Source organism: Catenuloplanes japonicus (assembly GCF_000717135.1).
GTDB classification, from domain to species: domain Bacteria; phylum Actinomycetota; class Actinomycetes; order Mycobacteriales; family Micromonosporaceae; genus Catenuloplanes; species Catenuloplanes japonicus.
On record NZ_JNXY01000001.1, the window covers coordinates 274796 to 295526 of the forward strand.

Annotated in this window: 19 protein-coding genes; 11 read left to right on the plus strand and 8 right to left on the minus strand. The window is 71.8% G+C overall.

What is annotated here, in order from left to right; genetic code table 11:
- The first annotated feature begins 30 nt into the window (after positions 1-30).
- Both OP04_RS01325 and OP04_RS01330 read left to right on the plus strand, forming a co-directional pair.
- Complete coding sequence (locus OP04_RS01325) at positions 31-3030, plus strand: M14 family metallopeptidase (protein ID WP_033337553.1); 3000 nt, start codon at positions 31-33, stop codon at positions 3028-3030.
- Between the two features lie 115 nt (positions 3031-3145).
- Positions 3146-3532: a DUF6401 family natural product biosynthesis protein gene (locus OP04_RS01330; protein ID WP_051796911.1), complete on the plus strand. Its 387-nt coding sequence runs from the start codon at positions 3146-3148 to the stop codon at positions 3530-3532.
- A 14-nt stretch (positions 3533-3546) separates the two neighbouring features.
- On the opposite strand, the gene OP04_RS01335 is transcribed toward OP04_RS01330, so the two are convergent.
- On the minus strand, positions 3547-4104 hold the full coding sequence (locus tag OP04_RS01335; RefSeq protein WP_033337984.1) for a Uma2 family endonuclease: 558 nt from the start codon (positions 4102-4104) through the stop codon (positions 3547-3549).
- Between the two features lie 221 nt (positions 4105-4325).
- Here OP04_RS01335 and OP04_RS01340 point away from each other — a divergent pair, with 221 nt between their 5' ends.
- Positions 4326-5066 carry a LamG-like jellyroll fold domain-containing protein gene (locus OP04_RS01340; protein WP_033337554.1) on the plus strand — a complete coding sequence of 247 codons (741 nt, stop codon included), beginning with the start codon at positions 4326-4328 and terminating at the stop codon, positions 5064-5066.
- Between the two features lie 6 nt (positions 5067-5072).
- On the opposite strand, the gene OP04_RS01345 is transcribed toward OP04_RS01340, so the two are convergent.
- From OP04_RS01345 to OP04_RS01355, 3 genes are all read right to left on the minus strand, one after another.
- Positions 5073-5429, minus strand: a complete 357-nt coding sequence (locus OP04_RS01345) for a hypothetical protein (protein ID WP_051796913.1) — start codon at positions 5427-5429, stop codon at positions 5073-5075.
- 65 nt (positions 5430-5494) lie between these two features.
- Positions 5495-6772 carry a sensor histidine kinase gene (locus tag OP04_RS01350; RefSeq protein ID WP_033337555.1) on the minus strand — a complete coding sequence of 426 codons (1278 nt, stop codon included), beginning with the start codon at positions 6770-6772 and terminating at the stop codon, positions 5495-5497.
- Positions 6769-7446, minus strand: a complete 678-nt coding sequence (locus OP04_RS01355; protein ID WP_033337556.1) for a response regulator transcription factor — start codon at positions 7444-7446, stop codon at positions 6769-6771. Before OP04_RS01355 ends, OP04_RS01350 begins: the two co-directional genes overlap by 4 nt.
- 223 nt (positions 7447-7669) lie before the next feature.
- Here OP04_RS01355 and OP04_RS01360 point away from each other — a divergent pair, with 223 nt between their 5' ends.
- The 5 genes from OP04_RS01360 (at position 7670) to OP04_RS01380 (ending at position 13137) form a co-directional block, all read left to right on the plus strand.
- A complete protein-coding gene (locus OP04_RS01360) occupies positions 7670-8674 on the plus strand; it encodes an NAD(P)-dependent alcohol dehydrogenase (RefSeq protein ID WP_033337557.1) in 1005 nt (334 codons plus the stop codon).
- 50 nt (positions 8675-8724) lie between these two features.
- The gene (locus OP04_RS01365; protein ID WP_033337558.1) at positions 8725-10302 is read left to right on the plus strand and encodes a methyl-accepting chemotaxis protein; all 1578 of its coding nucleotides are present in this window, start codon (positions 8725-8727) and stop codon (positions 10300-10302) included.
- Between the two features lie 215 nt (positions 10303-10517).
- A complete protein-coding gene (locus OP04_RS01370) occupies positions 10518-11159 on the plus strand; it encodes a response regulator (protein WP_033337559.1) in 642 nt (213 codons plus the stop codon).
- Positions 11160-11183: 24 nt separating this feature from the next.
- A complete protein-coding gene (locus tag OP04_RS48320) occupies positions 11184-11759 on the plus strand; it encodes a hypothetical protein (RefSeq protein WP_051796914.1) in 576 nt (191 codons plus the stop codon).
- Positions 11760-12165: 406 nt separating this feature from the next.
- Positions 12166-13137: a helix-turn-helix domain-containing protein gene (locus tag OP04_RS01380; RefSeq protein ID WP_085066130.1), complete on the plus strand. Its 972-nt coding sequence runs from the start codon at positions 12166-12168 to the stop codon at positions 13135-13137.
- Between the two features lie 4 nt (positions 13138-13141).
- Here OP04_RS01380 and OP04_RS01385 read toward each other — a convergent pair whose 3' ends face one another.
- Positions 13142-13480, minus strand: coding sequence for an Imm51 family immunity protein (locus OP04_RS01385; RefSeq protein WP_033337561.1), 339 nt, complete (start codon positions 13478-13480; stop codon positions 13142-13144).
- A gap of 161 nt (positions 13481-13641) precedes the next feature.
- On the opposite strand from OP04_RS01385, the gene OP04_RS01390 reads away from it, so the two are divergent.
- Positions 13642-14178, plus strand: a complete 537-nt coding sequence (locus tag OP04_RS01390) for a hypothetical protein (protein ID WP_033337562.1) — start codon at positions 13642-13644, stop codon at positions 14176-14178.
- Here the strand turns inward: OP04_RS01390 and OP04_RS01395 are convergent.
- The 3 genes from OP04_RS01395 to OP04_RS01405 form a co-directional block, all read right to left on the minus strand.
- A complete protein-coding gene (locus tag OP04_RS01395) occupies positions 14156-16099 on the minus strand; it encodes an ABC transporter ATP-binding protein (protein ID WP_232323461.1) in 1944 nt (647 codons plus the stop codon). The two genes, OP04_RS01390 and OP04_RS01395, sit on opposite strands and share 23 nt — an antisense overlap.
- Positions 16100-16229: 130 nt before the next feature.
- Positions 16230-18035, minus strand: coding sequence for an ABC transporter ATP-binding protein (locus OP04_RS01400; RefSeq protein ID WP_033337564.1), 1806 nt, complete (start codon positions 18033-18035; stop codon positions 16230-16232).
- Between the two features lie 14 nt (positions 18036-18049).
- The gene (locus OP04_RS01405) at positions 18050-18667 is read right to left on the minus strand and encodes an MFS transporter (RefSeq protein WP_157239088.1); all 618 of its coding nucleotides are present in this window, start codon (positions 18665-18667) and stop codon (positions 18050-18052) included.
- A gap of 99 nt (positions 18668-18766) precedes the next feature.
- Here OP04_RS01405 and OP04_RS01410 point away from each other — a divergent pair, with 99 nt between their 5' ends.
- The gene (locus OP04_RS01410) at positions 18767-19333 is read left to right on the plus strand and encodes a dihydrofolate reductase family protein (protein WP_033337565.1); all 567 of its coding nucleotides are present in this window, start codon (positions 18767-18769) and stop codon (positions 19331-19333) included.
- Between the two features lie 407 nt (positions 19334-19740).
- Positions 19741-20730, plus strand: coding sequence for an Acg family FMN-binding oxidoreductase (locus tag OP04_RS01415; protein WP_085066132.1), 990 nt, complete (start codon positions 19741-19743; stop codon positions 20728-20730).
- Position 20731: the final 1 nt, after the last annotated feature.

Sequence of the window (20731 nt, forward strand, 5' to 3'; positions counted from 1 at the left end):
GATCAACAGCGACGATCACGGGGGTACGCGATGAGGGCAGCGGCAGCAGCGGTGCTCGTGCTGGCCGCGGCGCTCGCACCGGCCCTGCCGGCGCACGCGCGGAGCACGACCGGCCACCTCGAGGTCTACACCGGCACGGTCACGCCGGACCAGGTCGGGCGCCTGCGCGCGCTCGGCGTGGACACCGGCCACGCCGGCGAGGTCGAGGTCGTGCTCTCCCCGCGGCAGGCCGCCAAGCTCGCCGGCCAGGGCCTGCGGCTCACGCCGAGAACGGTCCGCGGCGAGTCCGCCTCGGAGACGCTGCGCGCGCAGGCCCGCGCCGGCTGGACCGCCTACCGCTCCTACAGCGAGCCGGGCGGCCTGCGCGACGAGTTGACCGCCACCGCGGCCCGCTACCCGGAGCTGACCAAGGTCGCCACGATCGGCCGTACCCTCCAGGGCAAACCGATCATCGCGGTCAAGGTCACCCGGCAGGCGCGCACCGTGCCGGACGGCAAGCGCCCGTCCGTGCTCTACGCCGGTGCCCAGCACGCACGGGAGTGGATCACGCCGGAGATGGTCCGGCGGCTCTACCACCACGTGCTCGCCGGGTACGGCACGGATCCGCAGATCACCCGCCTGCTCGACACCACGGAGCTGTGGTTCCTGCCGGTCGCGAACCCGGACGGCTACGACCACACGTTCACCGAGGGTAACCGGCTCTGGCGCAAGAACCTCCGCGACAACGACGGCGACGGGAAGATCACCACCGGCGACGGCGTCGACCTGAACCGTAATTTCGGCTACCGGTGGGGCTACGACGACGAGGGCTCCTCCAAGGACCCGGCCGCCGAGACCTACCGTGGTACCGCCGCGCAGTCCGAGCCGGAGACCCGCGCGCTGGACGCGCTGTTCGCCCGCGTCGGCTTCGAGTTCTTCATCAACTACCACTCGGCCGCGCAGCTGCTGCTCTACGGCGTCGGCTGGCAGGTCGCCACGCCCTCCCCGGACGACGTCATCTACCAGGCGCTGGCCGGCGACGACGCACACCCGGCCGTCGCCGGGTACGACCCCGACCTGGCCGCCGAGCTCTACACGACCAACGGCGACACGGACTCGCACGCGGCGGAGAAGTACGGCACGCTGGGGTTCACGCCGGAGATGTCGACCTGCGCGAGCGCGGCCGACTCCGTACCCGATGATCGCTGGAAGTCCGAGGACTGTGCCAGCGAGTTCACGTTCCCCGACGACGAGGCGCTGATCCAGGCCGAGTTCACGAAGAATCTCCCGTTCGCGATGTCCGTCGCGGCCTCCGCCAAGGACCCGTCGCACCCGGTCTCCGTGCTCGGCCGCACCGCGCCCGACTTCGCCGCCGACCCGTTCGACGTCTCCTACGGCACCTCCCAGCAGGTCGCCGTCGTCGCCCGCCGCGCGCTGCGCCGGCTGGACATGCAATACACGATCAACGGGGGTACGCCCCGGCGCGCGCCCGCCCGGCAGTGGAACGGCGGCACCCGCTACGGCACGGACGGCACCGACTACTACGCCGAGTTCCGCGCCACCGTGCCCGCGCAGCGCCCCGGCGACCGCGTCGAGGTCTGGTTCACCGGCCTCGCCGGCGACGGCAGGGCCGTGGTCGCGCCGCGCTTCACCTACACCGTCGCGGACGACATCGGCGGTGACGTGCTGATCCTCGCGGCCGAGGACGTCACCGGCACCGCCCCCGAGCAGCCCGGCACCTCCGCCCGGTACGCCGAGCTGCACGCCGCGTCCGTCCGCGCGGCCGGGTACTCCACCGACGTCTACGACCTCGACACGCACGGCCGGACCGCGCCGCACCCGCTCGGCGTGCTGTCCCACTACCGCGCCGTCGTCTGGGAGACCGGCGACGACAGCATCCCGCGCGACAAGGGCCAGCCGGTCGGCACCGTCACCGCCGCCGCGTCCGCCACCGAGCTCGCCGTCCGCGACTACCTCAACGAGGGCGGGAAGCTGCTGGTCGGCGGCCAGAACGCGCTCTACCCGCAGTCGCTCAACGGCGGCGTCGTCTACCGCCCGTCCGGACCGCCGGAGTGCCAGGACGCGGCCGCCGCGAGCTGCCTCGGCCTGGTCAACGACTTCCCGCAGTACTGGCTCGGCGCGGACAGGTATCTCAACGACGGCGGCACCGACGGCGCGACCCGCGCGCCACACGCGCTCACCGGCACGGGCGGGTTCGCCGGCTGGTCCGGCACGCTCGACGCCGGGCAGAAACACACCGCGTCCTTCGTCACCCGGAGCGGCTCCCGGGGCGGCTCCCGGATCGCCGGCGGCTGGGCGCGTACCGGCCCCGCGCCCTACGCACCGCGCACCGGCGCGAACTACGTGTGGTCCGGCGAGACCAGCAGCGCCTACAAGCGGCTGACCAGCACGCTCGCGGTCCCGGCGGACGCGGCCGCGTCGCTGCGGTTCGCGGTCTCCCACGACACGGAGAAGAACTGGGACTTCCTGATCGTCGAGGCGCACCGCGCCGGCCAGGACGACTGGACCACGCTGCCCGAGGCCGGCGGCCGGACCAGCACCGCACCCGGCGAGAGCTGCCCCGCCGACCTGGCCGGCCTGCACCCGTTCCTCACCCGCTACCAGACGCGCAGCGGATCCGGCTGTACCTCCGTGGGTACGACGGGCCGCTGGAACGCCGCGACCGGCTCGTCCGGCGGCTGGCAGGACTGGTCGTTCGACCTGTCCGCCTACGCCGGCTCCACCGTCGAGGTCTCGATCACCTACGTGACCGACTGGGGCACCAACGGCCTCGGCGTCTTCATCGACGACGCCTCGTTCCAGGTCTCCGGCGTGCCCGCCGCCGCCACGTCGTTCGAGACGGACCTCGGCGGCTGGCGCGCCGAGGGCCCGGTCCCGTGGACCCGGACCGCCCCGCCGTTCGCCGAGGGCAGCATCGTCACCACCCCGGCCACGGTCTACCTCGGCTTCGGCCTGGAGGGTCTCGCCGCCGCATCCCGGGACGACCTCGTGCGGCGCGCCCTGAAGCATCTCCTGGGCGGTGCGTCATAGGCTTTGTCCGCTTTCAAGCACTTCCGGCCCCCTGCGGTAGCCGGGTCGGGTGCAGTTGGTTGTCATTCAGTTACCGGTCTACCACTCCGCGTGTTTACTGCCTAACGTTGCGCGCATGAACAACGAGATCCCCGCCGTGACCGCCCAGGGCCTCGACGCCGAGCTCCTGCTCAACGCCGACCTGCTCTTCCTGGACGAGATCATGGCCCGTGTCGGCGTCGACGGCATCACCGCCGCGTACGCCAACGTGGGCGTGCTCGCAGCGGTGGATCAGCACGCCGCCGCCGTCCGCGAATCCCTCCGTGGCGCCGCCCGCGCCATCGACGCCCCGTCCCTGGCCGCCTACGGCCGCTCCATCGCCGCCGCCGCCCGCCGCGCCGGCCGCTTCCTCCCCGACCCCGGCGGCGCCCACGTCGCCGCCATGGACTGGCTCGCGGCCGACTGGCACCTGCTCCGGCTGGTCGCGGTCTGCCTGCTGGCCGAGGACGCCGCCGTCATGTGACCCCTCTGCCGGCGCTATCGGTGGGAGCGGGACAGCAGCGCGCTCGTATCGATAGCCATGGGGAACGGCTCGTCCGTGGTCAGCGTCTCGCCGAACTGCGCCACGGCATGCTCGACGTAGTGCTCGCCGTCCAGCCGGTACAGGCGCAGCACGACCTCGTCCTGGGGCTGCTCGACCAGGAGGTACCAGGCGATACCAGCGGCCGCGTACAGCTGCATCTTGACCAGGCGATCCGCGGCGGCGTTGCCGGGGGAGACCACCTCCCCGACCAGGACCGTCTCGCCGGCCTCCACGACCACGCCCTCGTCGTCGGTGTCCGCGACCACGAGGTCCGGGATGACGATACGGTCGCTGCGCAGGCGGAGGTTGACGGCCTCGAAGACCCAGAGGCCCGAGGCGGCGTCCTCCAACGCCGCGGCGAGGCGACGGGAGAGGTGCTGGTGGCGCTTGCTCGGAGCGGGGCTCACCAACAGGCTTCCATCGATCAACTCAATTCGGTCCGCGGTCTCACCGAGGGCCAGGTACTCGATCTCGCTCCAGGGACCGACGTGCCCGATGACAGCCACACTCATCGCGGCCATACCTCCACCCGCTCGGCTGGTCGTCTCGCCGTCCACGATACGCAGGCGATCCGGGAAGACATATCTGCGGCCACGCCGGTGTCGCAATACCCAAATGTCCAGGTGGGGCCGATTGCGCGCGGAGGTTGCGTACCAAATCAGTCTTTTTATCGTCCTTTTGGGGACGGAGAGTCTGCTTTCCGGGCAAAGGCGGGCTAACTACTCTCGCGGCCATGAAGAAGACATTTTCCACGATGCTGGTGGCGGCCGCTGTGGTGCTGGCGCCGGCGACGGCCGCGGTGGCGGCACCGGTGGCGGCGCCGGCCACCGGCACGATCGTTGCGAAGTACTCGTTCGACGGGACGGCCACGACGAGCGTGAACGACCTGTCCGGGCGCGGGGTCGCGCTGAAGATGCGGGCGGCGGACGGGGGCGCGGTCAAGTTCATCAACCGCGGTGACGGGCGGGCGCTCGCGTTCCCGGCGCGGTGCGCGGAGAAGGCGGAGAAGTGCCCGCGGGTGCTGCTCGAAGGGTCGGACGACCCGGACCTGGACCCGGGGACCAAGCCGTTCACGTACGGCCTGACGCTGGCGGCCACCGCCGCGGCGGTGGGCAGCGAGTCGAACCTGCTGCAGAAGGGCGTCGCGGACGCGCAGGGGCAGTGGAAGCTGCAGATCGGCGGCAAGAAGAAGCTGCCGTCGTGCGTGATCGCGGGCGCGGGTAAGGGCGCGAAGCGGTACATCGCCAAGTCGACGGCCGGTGTGCTGGACAACAAGTACCACACCGTGACGTGCCAGCGGACCGCCAGCCAGCTGATCATCTGGGTCGACGGCCAGAACCGGGGCGCGGTCGCGGTGCCGGCCGACGTCAGCATCAGCAACAACCTGCCGCTGCGCGTCGGCGCGCAGAACCTGAACGCCAAGCAGACCGCGTTCGGCGGCGTGATCGACGACGTGACGATCACGCTCGGCTAGAAGGACTCAACGGGTGGTCGTCACCGTGACGACCACCCGGTCCGGCGAGGCGCGGTGGGCGACGGCGTGGCCGGGGACCTCCGTGCCGTCCAGGCGCAGCGTCAACGGGCCGCCCGCGCCGAGGAACGCGCGCCACCAGCCCTTGGTGTCCGGCATCATGACGTCGATGCGGACCGTGTCGCCGGTACGCCGGTAGCCGACCGGGAAGCTGAACGTGCGCCCGGACCTCGGCCCGGTGTAGGTGAGCACGGTCAGCCGGCGCCGCACCAGACGCCCCAGGCGCGGCGACGCGTACAGCGACAGCACGCACCCGTTGAAACGCGAGACGAAACCCCTGGTCACGGCGTTGGACTGGATCTTCATGCGACCACGGTAGGCCGCCGGAACGTCCGCGAACGGATAGTGCGACGAACCGGTGGCGGATCATCTCAGTTACGCGGCAGCGACACCCGGAACACCGCCCCCTGACCCGGCGCGGACCGCACCGTCACCTCCCCGCCGTGCGCCTCCACCAGCGACCGCACGATCGACAGCCCGAGCCCGGTCCCACCGGCCGGCGTGACGCGGTAGAAACGCTCGAACACGCGCGCGGCCTGCGCCGGGGAGAGCCCGGGACCGGAGTCCGCGACCTCCAGCACCGCGAACCCGTCGACGGCACCCACGCCGATCCGCACCGGCGTCCCGGCCGGCGTGTGCGTGACCGCGTTGCCGATCAGGTTCGTCACCACCTGCCGGAGGCGCGACTCGTCCCCGATCACCGGCGCACTGCCGGGCGCGCCCTCGGAAGCGAGGCCGGTCAGCGTGACCGGACGCGACGGATCCAGCGCCCGCACCTCCAGGTACGCGTCCGCGGCCACGGTCCGCAGGTCCATCGGCGACACCTGCAGCACGCCCGGCTCCTCCAACCGGGTCAGCAGCAGCAGATCCTCGGCCAGCCCGGCCAGCCGGGACGTCTCACGCCGGATGTGCGTGATGGTCCGGTCGATGTCCACGCCGCCCATCCGGTACAGCTCGGTGAAACCCCGGATCCCGAACAACGGCGTGCGCAGCTCGTGGCTGACGTCGCCGAGGAACGCGCGCATCCGCTCCTCCGAACGGGCCCGCGCGTCGAACGCGGCCGCCAGCTGCTCCAGCATCACGTTCAGCGACGCGGCGAGCCGCCCGACCTCGGTCCGCGGCGGCGCCAGCACCGGCACGCGGTGACTGAGATCCCCGCCCGCGATCGCCGCCGCGGTCGACTCGATGCGACGCAACGGCCGCAGCCCGGCGTGTACGGCGAACCGGCCGGCGACGGCCAGCACGGCCAGGACCAGCAGCGCTGTCCCGCCGGTGACCAGCCACATCCGCCGTACCGCGCCGTCCACCTCGTCCAGCCGGGCGGACACGCCCACGCTCCCGGTCCCGTCCGCGCGCGGCGCCCACACCACCCGCCGGTCGCCGTTGTCGTAGGGCGTGTCGAACGGGCCGGCATACGCGGTGGAGAACTCGATCCGCACCTCCGAGACCATGTCCAGCCGGTCCGTGAACACCTCGCCGGAGAGACCAGGAGGCGCTATCCGCGCGACCGCGGACAGCAGCCGCAACTGCGAGTCCACCCGGTCGACCAGGTGGCCGCGCAGGTAGCCGACCGCCACCGCGTCCGAGACCAGCAGCCCGGCCGTGAGCAGCACCAGGCAGATCGCCAGCAGCCGCGCGCGCAGGCTCATGACCGCGGCCTGCGCAGCACGAACCCGGAGCCGTGCACGGTGTGGATCAGCTTCTCCGGACCGGTGTCGACCTTGCGGCGCAGGTAGCTGATGTAGGTGTCGACGATGCTGGTCTCGCCGCCGAAGTCGTACCGCCAGACGTCCGTGAGGATCTCCGCCTTCGTCAGCATCCGGCCCGCGTTGCGCATCAGGTGGTGCAGCAGCCGGAACTCGGTCGGCGACAGCCGCACCGGCTCACCCCGCAGCGTGACCAGCATCCCGGCCGGGTCCAGCGCCAGATCGCCCGCGGTCAGCGTGTCCTCCGCGGACCCGCCGGTGCGGCGCAGCACCGCCCGGATCCGCGCGATCAGCTCCTGCAGGTCGAACGGCTTCGTCACGTAGTCGTCGCCGCCCAGCGTCAGCCCGTGCACCTTGTCCGCGGGCGCGTCCCGGGCGGTCAGGAACAGCACCGGGACGCGCGCGCCACCCTCCCGCAGCCGCCGCACCACCTCGAACCCGTCCAGATCCGGCAGCATCACGTCGAGCAGCACCAGATCGGGCGGCTCCCGCCGGGCCAGGTCCAGCGCCTCGCCCGCGGTCGCGGCCGACCTCACGCCGAACCCCGCGAACCGCAGCGTCGCGGCCAGCAGCTCCCGCACGGTCGGCTCGTCATCCACCACGAGCAGCTTCTCCATCCGTCACGCATCCCGCCCGCGACACACCACACCAGACATGACAACCCAACCCATCCATCGGTACGCCCCGAGCGTGCCGGACACCCGCTCCGTGGCCATCAGCCCGCCGGTCCACCCTGACAGCGCTCCCTGAGGGTTCCGGCAGAGGTTCTGGGAAATCCCTGTGTGCTTCTCAGTGCTTCCCCGGATGACCCGGCGCGCGGCCCTTTCTACCGTCGGAGGTATGAAGGCCATCGTGCAGCAGCGGTACGGAGCCGCTCCCGCCGTGCTCGAGGTCGGGGAGGTCGCGACGCCCGCGGCCGGCCCCGGCGACGTTCTCGTCCGTGTCCACGCGGCCGCGGTCAACGCCGCGGACTGGCACATCATGCGCGGCGACCCGTGGATCGCACGGGTGGCCAGCCCGGACATCTTCGGCCGCCGCGGGCCGAAGCACCCGATCCGCGGGCGGGACATCGCCGGCGTGGTCGAGTCGGTGGGCGCGGAGGTGTCCCGGTTCCGGCCCGGCGACGAGGTCTACGGCGACCTCGGCAACGCGGGCGGCGGCTTCGCGGAGTACGCGGTGATCGCCGCCGCAAGCCTCGCCACCAAGCCGGTCAACCTGACGTTCGCGCAGGCCGCGGCCGTGCCGCTGGCGGGTAGCACCGCGCTCTACGGGCTGCGGGACCTCGCCGGTGTGCGCCCGGGGCAGCGCGTGCTGATCAACGGCGCGTCCGGTGGCGTCGGCACGTTCGCGGTGCAGATCGCGGCCGCGGCCGGTGCGGAGGTCACCGGCGTGTGCAGCACCCGCAACGTCGAGCTGGTCTCCTCGCTCGGCGCGACCGAGGTCATCGACTACACCCAGACGGACTTCGCCGCGCTCGGCCGGCACTGGGACGTCATCTTCGACCTGACCGCCCGCCGCACGCTCGCCGACTGCCGGCGCGCGCTCACGCCGGTCGGCACGCTGCTGCTGGCCGGCGGCGGCGTGTTCGAGGGTGGCAGCGTGTTCGGGCCGATGGGCATCCAGCTGCAGGGGCGCCTGCTGGCCCGCGCGGCCCGGCCGCAACGCCTGCTGCCGCTGGAGATCGTGCCGCGCGCCGCCTACCTGGACGCGCTGCGCGACCTGATCGAGTCCGGCGCGGTCACGCCGGTCGTCGAGAAGACCTACCCGCTGGACGCCGCGGCCGAGGCGGTCGACCACCTCGAACAGGCCCACGCCCGCGCGAAACTCGTGCTCACAGTGCGCTAAGCCACTCGTCTCCGCCGCCGAAAAGGGAGGAGACGAGAGGCGGGTGCCCTATGCGCTCCTTGAGTATGCGGGCCGGCCTGCTGGCGACGGCCGCGGTCGCGCTGATCGTGGCCGTCGTCGTCGGCAGCGTCAGCGTGGTGCGCATGCACTCGATCGCGGACCGCGCCGAGGCCGTCTACGACCGGGCGCTGCGGCCGCTGAGCGTGGTGCAGGACATCGAGCAGCTCATCTGGCACTCCCGCTGGGCCAGCCTCTCCAACCTGACCGGCACCGACCCGGTCAAGGTCGAGGCGTACGCCAAGGAGACCACCGAGAACCTCGACCAGGTCACCGTGCGCCTGGAGGAGTACAAAGGGCTGACCGTCACCGCGGACGAGCGTGCCGCGATGGACACGTTCGAGGGCGCCTGGGCCACCTACCTCGACCTGCGCCAGCAGTCCTCCGCGCTGAAGAAGGCCGGTAAGACCGAGGAGTGGCAGGCGTTCCGCAGCAGCACGCTCAACCCGTCCATCGTCACCGCGATGGGGCACCTCAGCGAGCTCAAGGACCTGTCCAAGCAGCACGCGTCCGCCACCGCCGCGGCCGCCCGCACCGCCGCGGAGCAGGCCCGGAACCTCATCGTGATCCTGCTGGCCGTCGGTGTGCTGCTCGCCGGCGGGTTCTCGCTGCTGGTCGCGCGCATCCTGGTCCGCCGGCTGACCGCGCTGGAGACCGTGCTGGCCGGCATGGCCGCCGGCGACCTCACCGCGCACTCCGTCGACGGCGGCCACGACGAGATCGGCCGGATGTCCCGCGCGGTCGAACAGGCCAACACCCAGATGCGGGCCGCGGTACGCACGCTGGCCGAGGCGAGCGCCGGCCTGGCCGAACGCTCCACCGACCTGCAGGAGGCCAGTCGCACGCTCTCCAGCAACACGGACGAGGCGTCCGGCCGGGTCGGCTCGATCGACGAGGCCGCGGGCGAGGTGACCGCCGGCGTGAGCGCGGTCGCCAGCGGCGCGGAGGAGATGGGCGCGGCGATCCGGGAGATCGCGGTCAGCGCCACCGAGGCGGCCGGCGTCGCCGCGGACGCGGTCCGGGTCGCCGCGCAGGCCGAGGAGCTGATGACCAAGCTCGATCTGTCCTCCGCCGAGATCGACACCGTGGTCAAGACGATCACCGCGATCGCCGGTCAGACGAACCTGCTCGCGCTCAACGCCACCATCGAGGCCGCACGCGCCGGCGAGACCGGCAAGGGCTTCGCGGTCGTGGCCGGCGAGGTCAAGGATCTGGCCCAGGAGACCGCGAAGGCCACCGAGGAGATCAGCCGCCGCATCGAGGCGATCCAGGCGGACACGCGCATCGCGGTCGAGTCGATCTCCGGCATCGGCGAGATCATCGGCCGGATCAACGACTACCAGAACACGATCGCGTCCGCGGTCGAGGAGCAGAGCGCCACCACGAACGGCATGACCTCCGACCTCAACCGTGCCGCCGGCGGCACCTCCCGGATCAGCAGCCAGATCGGCGAGGTCGTCCAGGTGACGGCCGCGACCCGCGAGGCCGCCCACGCCACCGAGACCGCCGCCGGCGACCTGGCCAGGATCTCCGGCGAGCTGCGCACCGCGGTGGCCGGCTTCCGGTATTGAGTGCCACCGCGCGGGTCCTCGCCGAACGGCACCACCGGCGGGGCGGGCTTCCGGTACCGACAACCACCGGGCGGGTCTTCGCCGAACGGCACCATCCGCGGATCCGCGGCCGCGGGAGCCGCGGCACCGGACCACGCCGGAAGCGGGAGACCAGGTTCTTTGATCGGGACCTTCGGCCCTGCCCTCGATCAACTTTCGCACGGTAGAAAGGAGGGGTGATTCGTGTCTTTCTGCTCGACGACCACGAGGTCGTGCGCCGCGGCATTGCCGACCTGCTGGGCGCCGCGGGCGATATCGAGATCGTCGGCGAGTCCGGCCTGGCACAGGAGGCGGCACGCCGCATCCCCGCGCTGAGGCCGGACGTGATGATCCTGGACGGGCGGTTGCCGGACGGCAGCGGCATCGACGTGTGCCGGGACGTGCGCGCGGTCGACTCCTCGATCAAGGGCCTGATCCTGACGTCGTACGAGGACGACGAGGCGCTGTTCGCCGCGATCATGGCGGGCGCGTCCGGCTACGTGCTGAAGCAGATCCGCGGCAACGACCTGGTCGACGCCGTCCGCCGGGTCGCGCAGGGGCAGTCGCTGCTCGACCCCGCGGTCACCCAGCGCGTGCTGGAGCGCATCCGCACCGGTGTCGAGGAGCCGCACGAGCTGCGCTCGCTGACCGAGCAGGAGCGGCGCATCCTGGAGTACGTGGCGGAGGGCCTGACCAACCGCGAGATCGCCGGCAAGATGTTCCTGGCCGAGAAGACGGTGAAGAACTACGTCTCCAGCGTGCTCGCCAAGCTGGGCCTCGAACGCCGTACCCAGGCCGCCGTCCTCGCCACCCGCCTCCTCGGTGATCACAAGAGCTGACCCGGCCCGGTAATCTCGGGCACTGTGGACTATTACCTCCTCGACGGGACGACCGTGCTGGTCGAGGAGTTCGCGCGGGACCGCGACCACGTGACCGTGGGCCTGCGCGCCGCCGCCTGGGACCGCGGGTCGCGGCGCTGGGTGAGCTGCGCCGCGTTCAGCCGGGCGCTGCGCGGTGACCCGGGTCTGCTCGCGCGCGTGACGCCGGTCGACCGGGCCCGCGCGGAGGCCGCGCACGGCGGCCCGCTCCCGCCGGAGGCGGAGTTGCGCGCCGCGTTCCTGGACTTCGCGGCCGCGGCCCGGTCCGCGCCGCTGCGGCTGGGCCAGGACGCGCCGCCCGAGGGCTTCCAGGAGCAGCGCTTCTACCGCGTCCTGTTCGCCAAGGACGCGGCCGCACCCTATCGAGGGGATCGCCGCGCCGGCGCGGATGTCTTCAGCTGGGAATTGCGCCGCGTGGCCGGTGGCACCGCCTGGGCGCTCGACCTCACCGCGCTGCTCGCCGACGGCGACGACACCACGGTCGGCACCGTCCTGACCGACCTCACCCGCGAGGCCCGCACCCACGGCCTGATCCCGATCGCCACCGAGCGTTTCAGCTGATCACCGCGTGCGGCCGCGGGATGCGTTTAATGGGAATCCCATTTACCGTCCCGGAAGCTTCCAGGCGGGAAACTTGCGGCGGCGGTGCCCGAAAGATCACCTATGTGGACCGTGGCTGTCCGGGTGGCCGGCGGCGGGAATCCGAATAACGATTATGTGACGTCCGTATTGCGGGGAACTAATTGTGTTTGGATTTGCATGGTCGTCAAATGCCAGGCGCCCGGCAGCGATTGTCCTTTGTGACCACAGGCAATCTGCCACCTGGCCGATCGCGGGGCCGCACGCCGTAAATGTACCCAGGTCAGGGCCGTGATCGACACTGGGGGTGACCACGCCTCGGATAGAGGGTTGCGCCGCGCCTGTAATCGTGGCAATACTCGTTGTCTGAGTCGGAGGTGGGATAGTCATGACTGATCTTGGGTGGCGTGAGGCGGCAGACGAAAGGGAATTCCGAGTCGCTCTGAAAACGCTACAAGAATCGCGCGGCCTGACCAACAAGGACCTTGCGGCCGCCATGCAGTTCCACCCGTCCTACGTCAGCCACATCGTCAGCGGCCGATGCGCCCCCACGCCGAACTTCGCGATGCGGGCGGACGCGGTGCTCGGCGCCGACGGTGAGCTGCTCAAGCTCTGCGTGAAGGCGCGGCACGGCGACCCGGCGGACCCGATCCGGCGCGCCGGCATCGCCCGGGAGGCCGAGCTGGCGTCGCCCGGCTCGGCCGAGCTGATCGTGGAGCGCGAGGAGGCCGAGGTCCGCTACGACGAGGTCTCGCGCAGCTACCGGATCACCATCCGCCGCCACCTGCTCAACCGCACGTCCGCGCCGGTCACCTGGTTCCCCGCGCACGTCGCGCCGGACGCGGCGCCGGACGACTACCAGGCCGCGAAGCGGCTCTACTCCGCGCAGCCGATCAGCGACCGCGACCTCGCGTTCTACGCGCGCTACAACGGCCGCCCGGTCACCTGGGAGGTCGAGCGGGTCAGCGAGTGGCGCCGCGACATCGCGATCCGGTTCCGCCGCTTCGGCCTGCACGAGCCGATCTACCCGGGCGAGCGCGGCGTGGTGGAGTACGGCTACCGCGTTCCCGAGACGCACTGGGGCGACTGGTTCGAGCGCGAGGTCCGCTGGCTCACCAAGCAGCTCGTGGTGCGCCTGGAGTTCCCCCGCCGCCTCGCCATGCGGGTGGCCGGCGAGCTGTCCTCGATGAGCGGCGACCGCCCGCTCGACCCGCCCGCCACCATCACGCCGGTCGGCGACCTGGACCGCTTCGAGTGGCGCAGCGACGGCCCGCTCAAGCCCGGCGTCTCCGTCCAGTTCGCCTGGACCGTCACGGCCGCCACGCCCGCCCACCGGCGCGCGGTGCTCCTGGCGGCGTAGGTCTTCAGTCGTCGAAGGTGAAGCCCTCGGCCTCGGCCGTGGTGACGAGCAGGCGGGCGCGGGCCGCGTCCGTCGCGACCGGCACCATGTGCGTGGCCAGCTCCTCCAGCGCGCTCCGGTCCGTGCCGTACGCGCAGAACATGCCGGCCTCCGGGTCGTAGCCGAACTTTCCCCGCAGGTGCGGCGCCTCCGCGCGGACCAGCAGCTGCGCGACCCCCTCCCAGAAGTAGCCGTTCGGCTCGTGGCCGAGCTCCTCGATCACCGCGTCGACCGGCGTGCTGCCGGCCGTCAGCAGAAGTGAGTAGTTCCCGGGCTTCGTCTCGATGAGGTTCAACGGATCCACCCGGCCATGGTCCCATCCCGCGCGGGCCCGCCCGGGGACGCGCCGCGGACTCCACTTTCGAGGGTCACGCTCCAGGGCACGGCAGATCCGCGGTTCTCCCGGCCTGCCGGAGCCGATGCCGTACGCTCGGGCGCAAGGCCCCCACGAGAGGAACAACGGCGTTGACCAGTGCATACTCCCCGGTGCCGGAGTTGAATCTGCTCTGGGACCTCCAGGACGAGGCCGGCTACGAGCAGTACGCGGACGGCTTCGGCCTCGACGACTGGGACGACAAGTCCGGCCTCGAGGCGGGCTGGTCGAAGGACCCGGCGTTCCTGGCCGCGCTGCTGCCGTTCGCGCGCGCCACCGGCGGCGGCTCGTTCTACGCGCTGTGGCGCGTCGACGACCGCGCGGACCTGGCCGCGCTGCCGGTCGTGGTCTTCGGCGACGAGGGCGGCCAGCACGTGGTGGCCCGCAACCTGCGCGAGCTGTTCCAGATCCTGACGTTCGACGCCGAACCGATGATCGACTGGGACGAGGCGACCTACTACCGGGCCGAGGACGACGACACGCACCGGGACGCGCACGACGACTTCGTGGCCTGGCTGGCCGAGCACTTCCGGCTGCCGCCGGTCACGGACGCGGACGCGGTGGTCGCGGCCGCGCAGGCAGAGTTCGGCGAGCGCTTCAAGACCTTCACCGCGCGACACCTGGACTAGTGGATTCCCACGTGGCGTACATCGCGGCGTAGCGGCCCCCGGCGGCGACCAGCACGTCGTGCGGGCCGGACTCGACCACGCGCCCGTCCTCCACGACCAGGATCCGGTCCGCGCGGCGGGCCGTGGAGAGCCGGTGCGCGACCAGGATCGCGGTCCGCCCGGTCAGCAGCCGGTCCAGCGCGGCCTCCACCCGCAGCTCGCTGCGCAGGTCGAGGCTGGACGTGGCCTCGTCCAGCACCACGATGCGCGGCGCGGCCAGGAACGCGCGGGCCAGCGCGATCAGCTGCCGCTCACCGGAGGACACGGACTGGCCGCGCTCGTGCAGGAAGCCGTCCAGGCCGACGCGCGCGACCAGGTCGTCCAGGCCGATGGCGGTCACGGCGTCGCGCACCTCCGCGTCCGTGCAGTCCGGCCGGGCGAACGTCAGGTTGTCGCGCAGCGTGCCCGCGAACAGGAACGGCTCCTGCGGCACCACGCCCACCTGCCGGTGCAGCGAGGTCAGCGTGACCGTGCGCAGATCCTGCCCGTCGATCGCGACCGCGCCGGCCGACGGGTCGTAGAAGCGCGCCACCAGCTTGGCGAGCGTGGACTTCCCGGCACCGGTCGGTCCCACACACGCCACGGTCTCCCCGGGCGCTATCCGCACCGACACGTCCCGCAGCACCGGCCGTGCGGGGTCGTAGCCGAACGACACCGCGTCGAACGTGATCTCCCCGCCCGCAACGTCAAGATCAAGGTCCCCCGAGGGTACGCCCGGAGCCGTGCCCAGCAGCCCGCGGAGCTTGCCGATCGCGGCGCGGGCCTGCTGATAGTTCGTGTAGAGCTGCACCAGCTGTTGCACCGGCAGGAAGAACGCGTTCAGGTACAGCACGAACGCGGTCAGCTCGCCGATGGTCAGCTCCCCGCGCAGCACCATCCGCCCGCCGATCCAGAGCAGCGCGGCCAGCCCGAGCAGCCCGATCACGGACGTGCCCGGCCCGTAGACCGCGTTGATCCGGCCGGTGGCGTCGTTCGCGTCCCGATAGGCGCCGACCACCTCGCGATGGCCGAGCACGTGGCGTACCCGCTGGTGGTAGGCGGTGATCACGCGCACGCCGTAGAGGCTCTCGGACAGGTGCGCGAACATGGCCGCGATCGTGTCCCGCTGCCGGTTGTAGGTGTGGTTCGCGGCCCGCCGGAACCACAACGTCAGCGCCAGCAGCGGCGGCACCACGATGAGCAGCGTGATCGCGGCCAGCCCGGCGTCGTAGTGGAACAGCACGGCCGTCACCACCACCATGGTCAGGCCCTGGATCAGGAACTGCGCGTACCCCTCCTGCAGCAGGTGCTGCAACGACTCCACATCGGACGTCATCCGGGTCAGCGTGACGCCGGCCTTCTCCCGCGTGTAGTAGTCCAGCGACATGCGCTGGAGCTGCGCGAACACGCGCACCCGCAGGTCCCGGGTGGCGTAGGCGGCGAGCCGGCCGCTCTGCCGCACGCGCACGCCGGTCGCGATCGCGGTGCACACCACCGCGAGCAGGAACGCGGTCGCGCTGGCGATCAGCACGGGCGCGCTGCGGGCGATGATGCCGTGGTCGATGCCGATCTGCACCAGGTACGGCCCGGACTGCAGCAGCAGCGCCTCGACCAGCACCGCGATCGCGGCCGTGACCAGCAGCGCCGGGCGGCCGGACAGCAGCGACCAGAGCGAGATCTTCCCGTTGTCCGGCGCGAAGGAGAACGGCTCGTGCGCGGGCGGGCGCTCCGGCTCGGCGGCTTCCAGGCGGGTCACGCCGTCGGCCAGTTCGGGCGGGATTCCCGCGAATGGGAGGGCGGTGGCCTGGTGGCGCGCGTTCCGGCCGGCGCCGCTGCCGGTGAACCCGCTCGGGCCCGCCGATCCCGGCCCGCCACCGGGCCCGCCGAAACCCCCGCCGAACATGCTCACGCCGGCACCTCCGCTGATCCTGATCCTGCTGTCGCTGTCGCTGGAGGCCTGAATGCCGCTGGGGGCGCCGATGCCGCCGAGGGCACGGCTCTCGCTGGAGACGCGAATCCTGCCGGAGGCCCGGTCACCCGCGAGCCGCCGCCGAGGACGAGGACGACGATTCCGGTTCCGGCGACGTGGCGAACGTGGCCAGCACTTCCGCGTACCGTGGCTCGCTTCTCAGCAGTTGCGCGTGCGTGCCGTCCGCGACGATCCGGCCGTGGTCGACCAGCAGCACGCGCGCCGCCAGCCCGATCGTGGCCAGCCGGTGCGCCACGATGATCGTGGTCCGGCCGTGCATCAGCGTGCGCAGCGCGTCGTGGATGTGCTGCTCCACCGCCACGTCGACCGCGCTGGTCGCGTCGTCCAGCACCAGCACCGGCGGGTTGACCAGCAGCGCACGGGCGATCGCCACCCGCTGCCGCTGCCCGCCGGAGAGCGTGTAGCCGCGCTCGCCGACGACCGTGTCATAACCCTGCCCCAGCGCCCGGATGAAGTCGTCCGCGCCCGCCGCCCGCGCCGCGGCCCGGACGTCCTCGCGCGTCGCGTCCGGCCGGCCGAACGCGATGTTGTCGTGCAGCGAGACCGAGAACAGGAACGGCTCGTCCGGCACGATGCCGACCTGGTCCCGCAGCGACTCCAGGTCGTAGCCGCGCACGTCACGCCCGTCGACGGTCACCGCGCCCGAGGTCACGTCGTAGTAGCGCGCGATCAGCCGGCCGATCGTGGACTTCCCGGACCCGGTCGCGCCGACCACCGCCACGGTCTCACCGGCCGCGATGTCCAGGTCGAGGCCGTCGAGCGCGCGGGTGCCGTCCGGGTAGTCGAAGCGTACGTCCCGGAAGCGCACGTCGCCGGCGATCACCGAGTCCACGCCGTCCGGCGGCGAGACGATCGTGGGCGGCAGGTCCAGGATCTCGTAGATGCGCTTGGCGGACGCGGCCGCGCGCTGACCCAGCATGATCATCATGCCGAGCATGCGGAACGGCGGCTGGAGCATCAGCACGTACGAGTTGAACGCCACGATCGTGCCCACCGTGGCGTTGCCGTCGATCACCATCAGGCCGCCGACCAGCAGCACCAGCGCGAGCCCGACCCGGGTCAGGTTGTCCAGCACGGGATTCCACCGCCCTCGGATCGCCGCGTCGCGCATGTAGACCCAGCGCACCCGGTCCGCGGCCGTGGCCAGCGCGTCCACCTGGCGCTGCTCGGCCGCGAACGACTTGACGATCCGTACCCCCTGGATGTTCTCGTCGACCACGGTCGCGAGCCCGGCCAGCCGCGCCTGGATCAGCCAGGACACCGGGAAGATCGCGCGGCGCATGCGCAGGCCCACCACCGCGATCAGCGGCATGGTCGCCATCGCCACGATCGCCAGCGGCACGTTGATCGTCAGCATCAGCCCGAACGCCACGGCCGCTATCAGGCACTGGACCACGATCGACGGGCCGAACGCCAGGTACATCTGCACCGCACGGATGTCCGACCCGGACCGCGACATCAGCTCGCCGGACTGCACCCGGTCGTAGAACGCGAACGGCAACCGCATGAGGTGGCTGTAGACCACGTTGCGCAGGTCGTACTCCATCTCGTAGGCCGTGCGCAGCAGGTAGAGCCGGGCCAGGAAGTTGATCAGGCCCTGCGCCAGCGCGAGCCCCACGATCAGCCAGACGTAGGTGGCCAGGCTCGCGGTGCGGTCCACCAGCGCGTCGTCGATGCCGCGCCGCACCAGGTCCGGGATCTGCACCTGCACGATCAGCCCGACGAACGACAGCGCCAGCGACGTGATCAGCAGCGCCCGGTGGGCCCGCAGGATCGGCCACGCACGCCGCAGCCAGCTCTTGGAGACGTCCCGATCGATACCGGCCTTGGGTGCGCGCCTGGTCCCCATGATCCTTAGCCTAGCTAAGAATGTCGGGTGACGGCAGGAGTGAATGACGGCTCACGCCGTACCCCCGCGGTGTTCTTGATCTTGTGGCCGGCGACCGCGAGCACCAGGCCCGCCAGGCAGTAACCCGCGCCCTGCGCCGCGATGACCGGCACGATGCCGAGTTCGCCCAGCGTGCCCGCGGCGAGCGTGCCGGCCGGCATCGCGATCGCCTCGAAGGCCAGGAACGTGCCGAAGACGCGGCCGCGGTGCTCCGGCCCGGCCGCGGTCTGGATGATCGTCATGCCGGACGCGGCCATCAGCGCGCCGGGCAGCCCGACCAGCACCATCAGCGCGAACGCGGGCCACAGCAGCGGCGTGAACAGCGGATAGAGGAACAGCATCAGGTCCAGCAGGCCGAACGTGAACGCGCCCCACGCCACGGCCGGCCACGGCGAGATCCGGTGCCCGAGCAGCGCGACGACCGCGCCGCCGGCCAGCCCGCCGATCGCCTGCGCGGCCGAGATCGCGCCGTAGGCCAGCGCGTCCGCGTGCAGCACGTCGCGCACGAACGGCGCCATCAGTGTCGCCATGATCGCCTCGCCGACGCCGGTGATCACGAAGAAGCCGGAGTCCGGCATGGATGTCAGGCACATGCTTGGAATGCCGGTTACCGGAATTTTCTCCGTCGCTCGTCGAAAATGGGCGGGCGCCGTTCGACGTCGTGACAGACCGAACCACCTGAGGAGAACCTGATGCGAACCCTGATCGTCACCGCCTTCGTCTCGCTCGACGGCGTCATGGAGGCGCCCGGCGGCGAAGCCGGCTACCGCAACTCCGGCTGGACCTTCAAGGGCGTCGAATTCGACCCGGCCGCGTACGAGATCAAGGGGCGTGAACAGGAGGAAGCTGCGGCGCTGCTGCTCGGGCGTCGGTCGTACGAGGCGTTCGCCCCGGTCTGGCCGACCATGGTCGAGGACTTCAAGGGCTACAACAGCATGCCGCGGTACGTGGTGAGCACCACTTTGCAGGCCGAGGACGAGCGCTGGCCGGCCACGATTCTGCGGTCGCTCGACGACGTTGCCGCGTTGAAGGAGGGCGAGGGCGGGCCGATCTCGGTGCACGGGAGCGCCACGCTCGGTGCCGCGCTCGCGGACGCGGGGCTGGTCGACCGGTACCACCTGCTGGTCTTTCCGCTGCTGCTCGGCGCCGGGAAGCGCTTGTTCAGTGCGGCGGACAAGGATGCGACGGCGCTGAAGCTGATCGAGCATGAGGTGTATTCGAACGGGATCCAGAAGCAGGTGTTCGACGTCGTACGCTGAATCGTGTGGCGCGCCCGGCCCTGCCCGGCCGGGCGCCCACGGTTTTTTTGGGTGGGCTTCCGGTGTTGAGGGGGCTGGGGGCCTCGGTTCCGGCTTGGGGTTGGGAGTTGGTATCGGGCGCTGGCGCGCCCGAAATTTCGTGTTATTGGTTGCGTTGGGTGGGCTGGTTGCTGTTTTTGCCTCCGGCGGGAGCCTCCGACACCGGGGCAGCGGGAAAGGCCACGTCAACTGCCCCACCCCCACATCCCGGCTTGCTCTGGACCGGACCGGCCACGGATCCGGCGGCCCGCGGGAGCACGCGGAACCGGACCACCGCGGAAGCGGGAATATCGAATTGAGGTCTTTCGGCCCTGAAACGGGACCACCCTCGCAGGTGAGAGTGGTGGGAACGCTTCAGGAGGTGTGCCATGGTCCGGGTCCAGCCCGCCACGCCGGTCGAGATCGACGGCTATCAGGCGGAGGATCTCGCGGTCGCCGTGGCGGCCGCGGTACGGGCGCCGTCGCAGCACAACACGCAGCCGTGGCGGTTCCGGCTGGTGAACGGCGCGATCGAGGTGCGCTCCGATCCGGCGCGACGGCTGCCGATCGCGGACCCGACCGGCTGGGCGGTCCGGATCGCGTGCGGCGCCGCGCTGCTCAACGCGCGGCTGGCGCTGGCCGGTGCGGGCCGGCCCGCGGACGGCGTGATCAGGCCGGCGCACGGCGAGACCGACGTGGTGGCGCGCCTGGTGCCGGGCGTGCCGCGGCCCCCGACACCCACGGAGCTGGCGCTGCTGCGCGCGGTGCCGCACCGCCGGAGCACGCGCGGGCGCTTCTCCGGCGAGCCGGTGCCGGCCGTCATCCGCGCACGCATGCTGGAGGCAGTGCGCTCCGAGGGCGGCTGGCTGGACCTGATCGTGGGCACGCCCGCGGTGACCGCGGTGGCGGAGATCGCGCACAGCGCGGACCGGGTGCTGCACCGCGACGAGCGGTACCGCGAGGAGATCGAGGCGTGGACGCGCCCGGCCCCGGCGAACGACGGCGTCCCCCCGGAGGCGGCCGGTCCGAAGGCGGACCCCGGCGACATCCTGCCGCGGCGTGACTTCGGCGGCGCGCCGGAGACCGCGACCGAGCCGGAGCCGGAGCCGCTGGTCGCGGTGCTGGGCAGCCCGTCCGACACCGCCGCCGAGCAGGTCGCGGCCGGTCAGGCGCTGCAGAAACTGCTGCTCACGGTCACGGACGCGGGGCTGGCCTCGTCGATGGTGTCGCAGCCGATCGAGGTCCCGGCCGCGCGGGAGCAGCTCCGGCTGGCGCTGGGACGGTACGGCCCGCCGCAGATGGTGGTCCGGATCGGCTACGCGATGCGGGCCGCCGCCACGCCGCGCCGCCCCGCGGAGAGCGTGATCATCACCGAGTAGG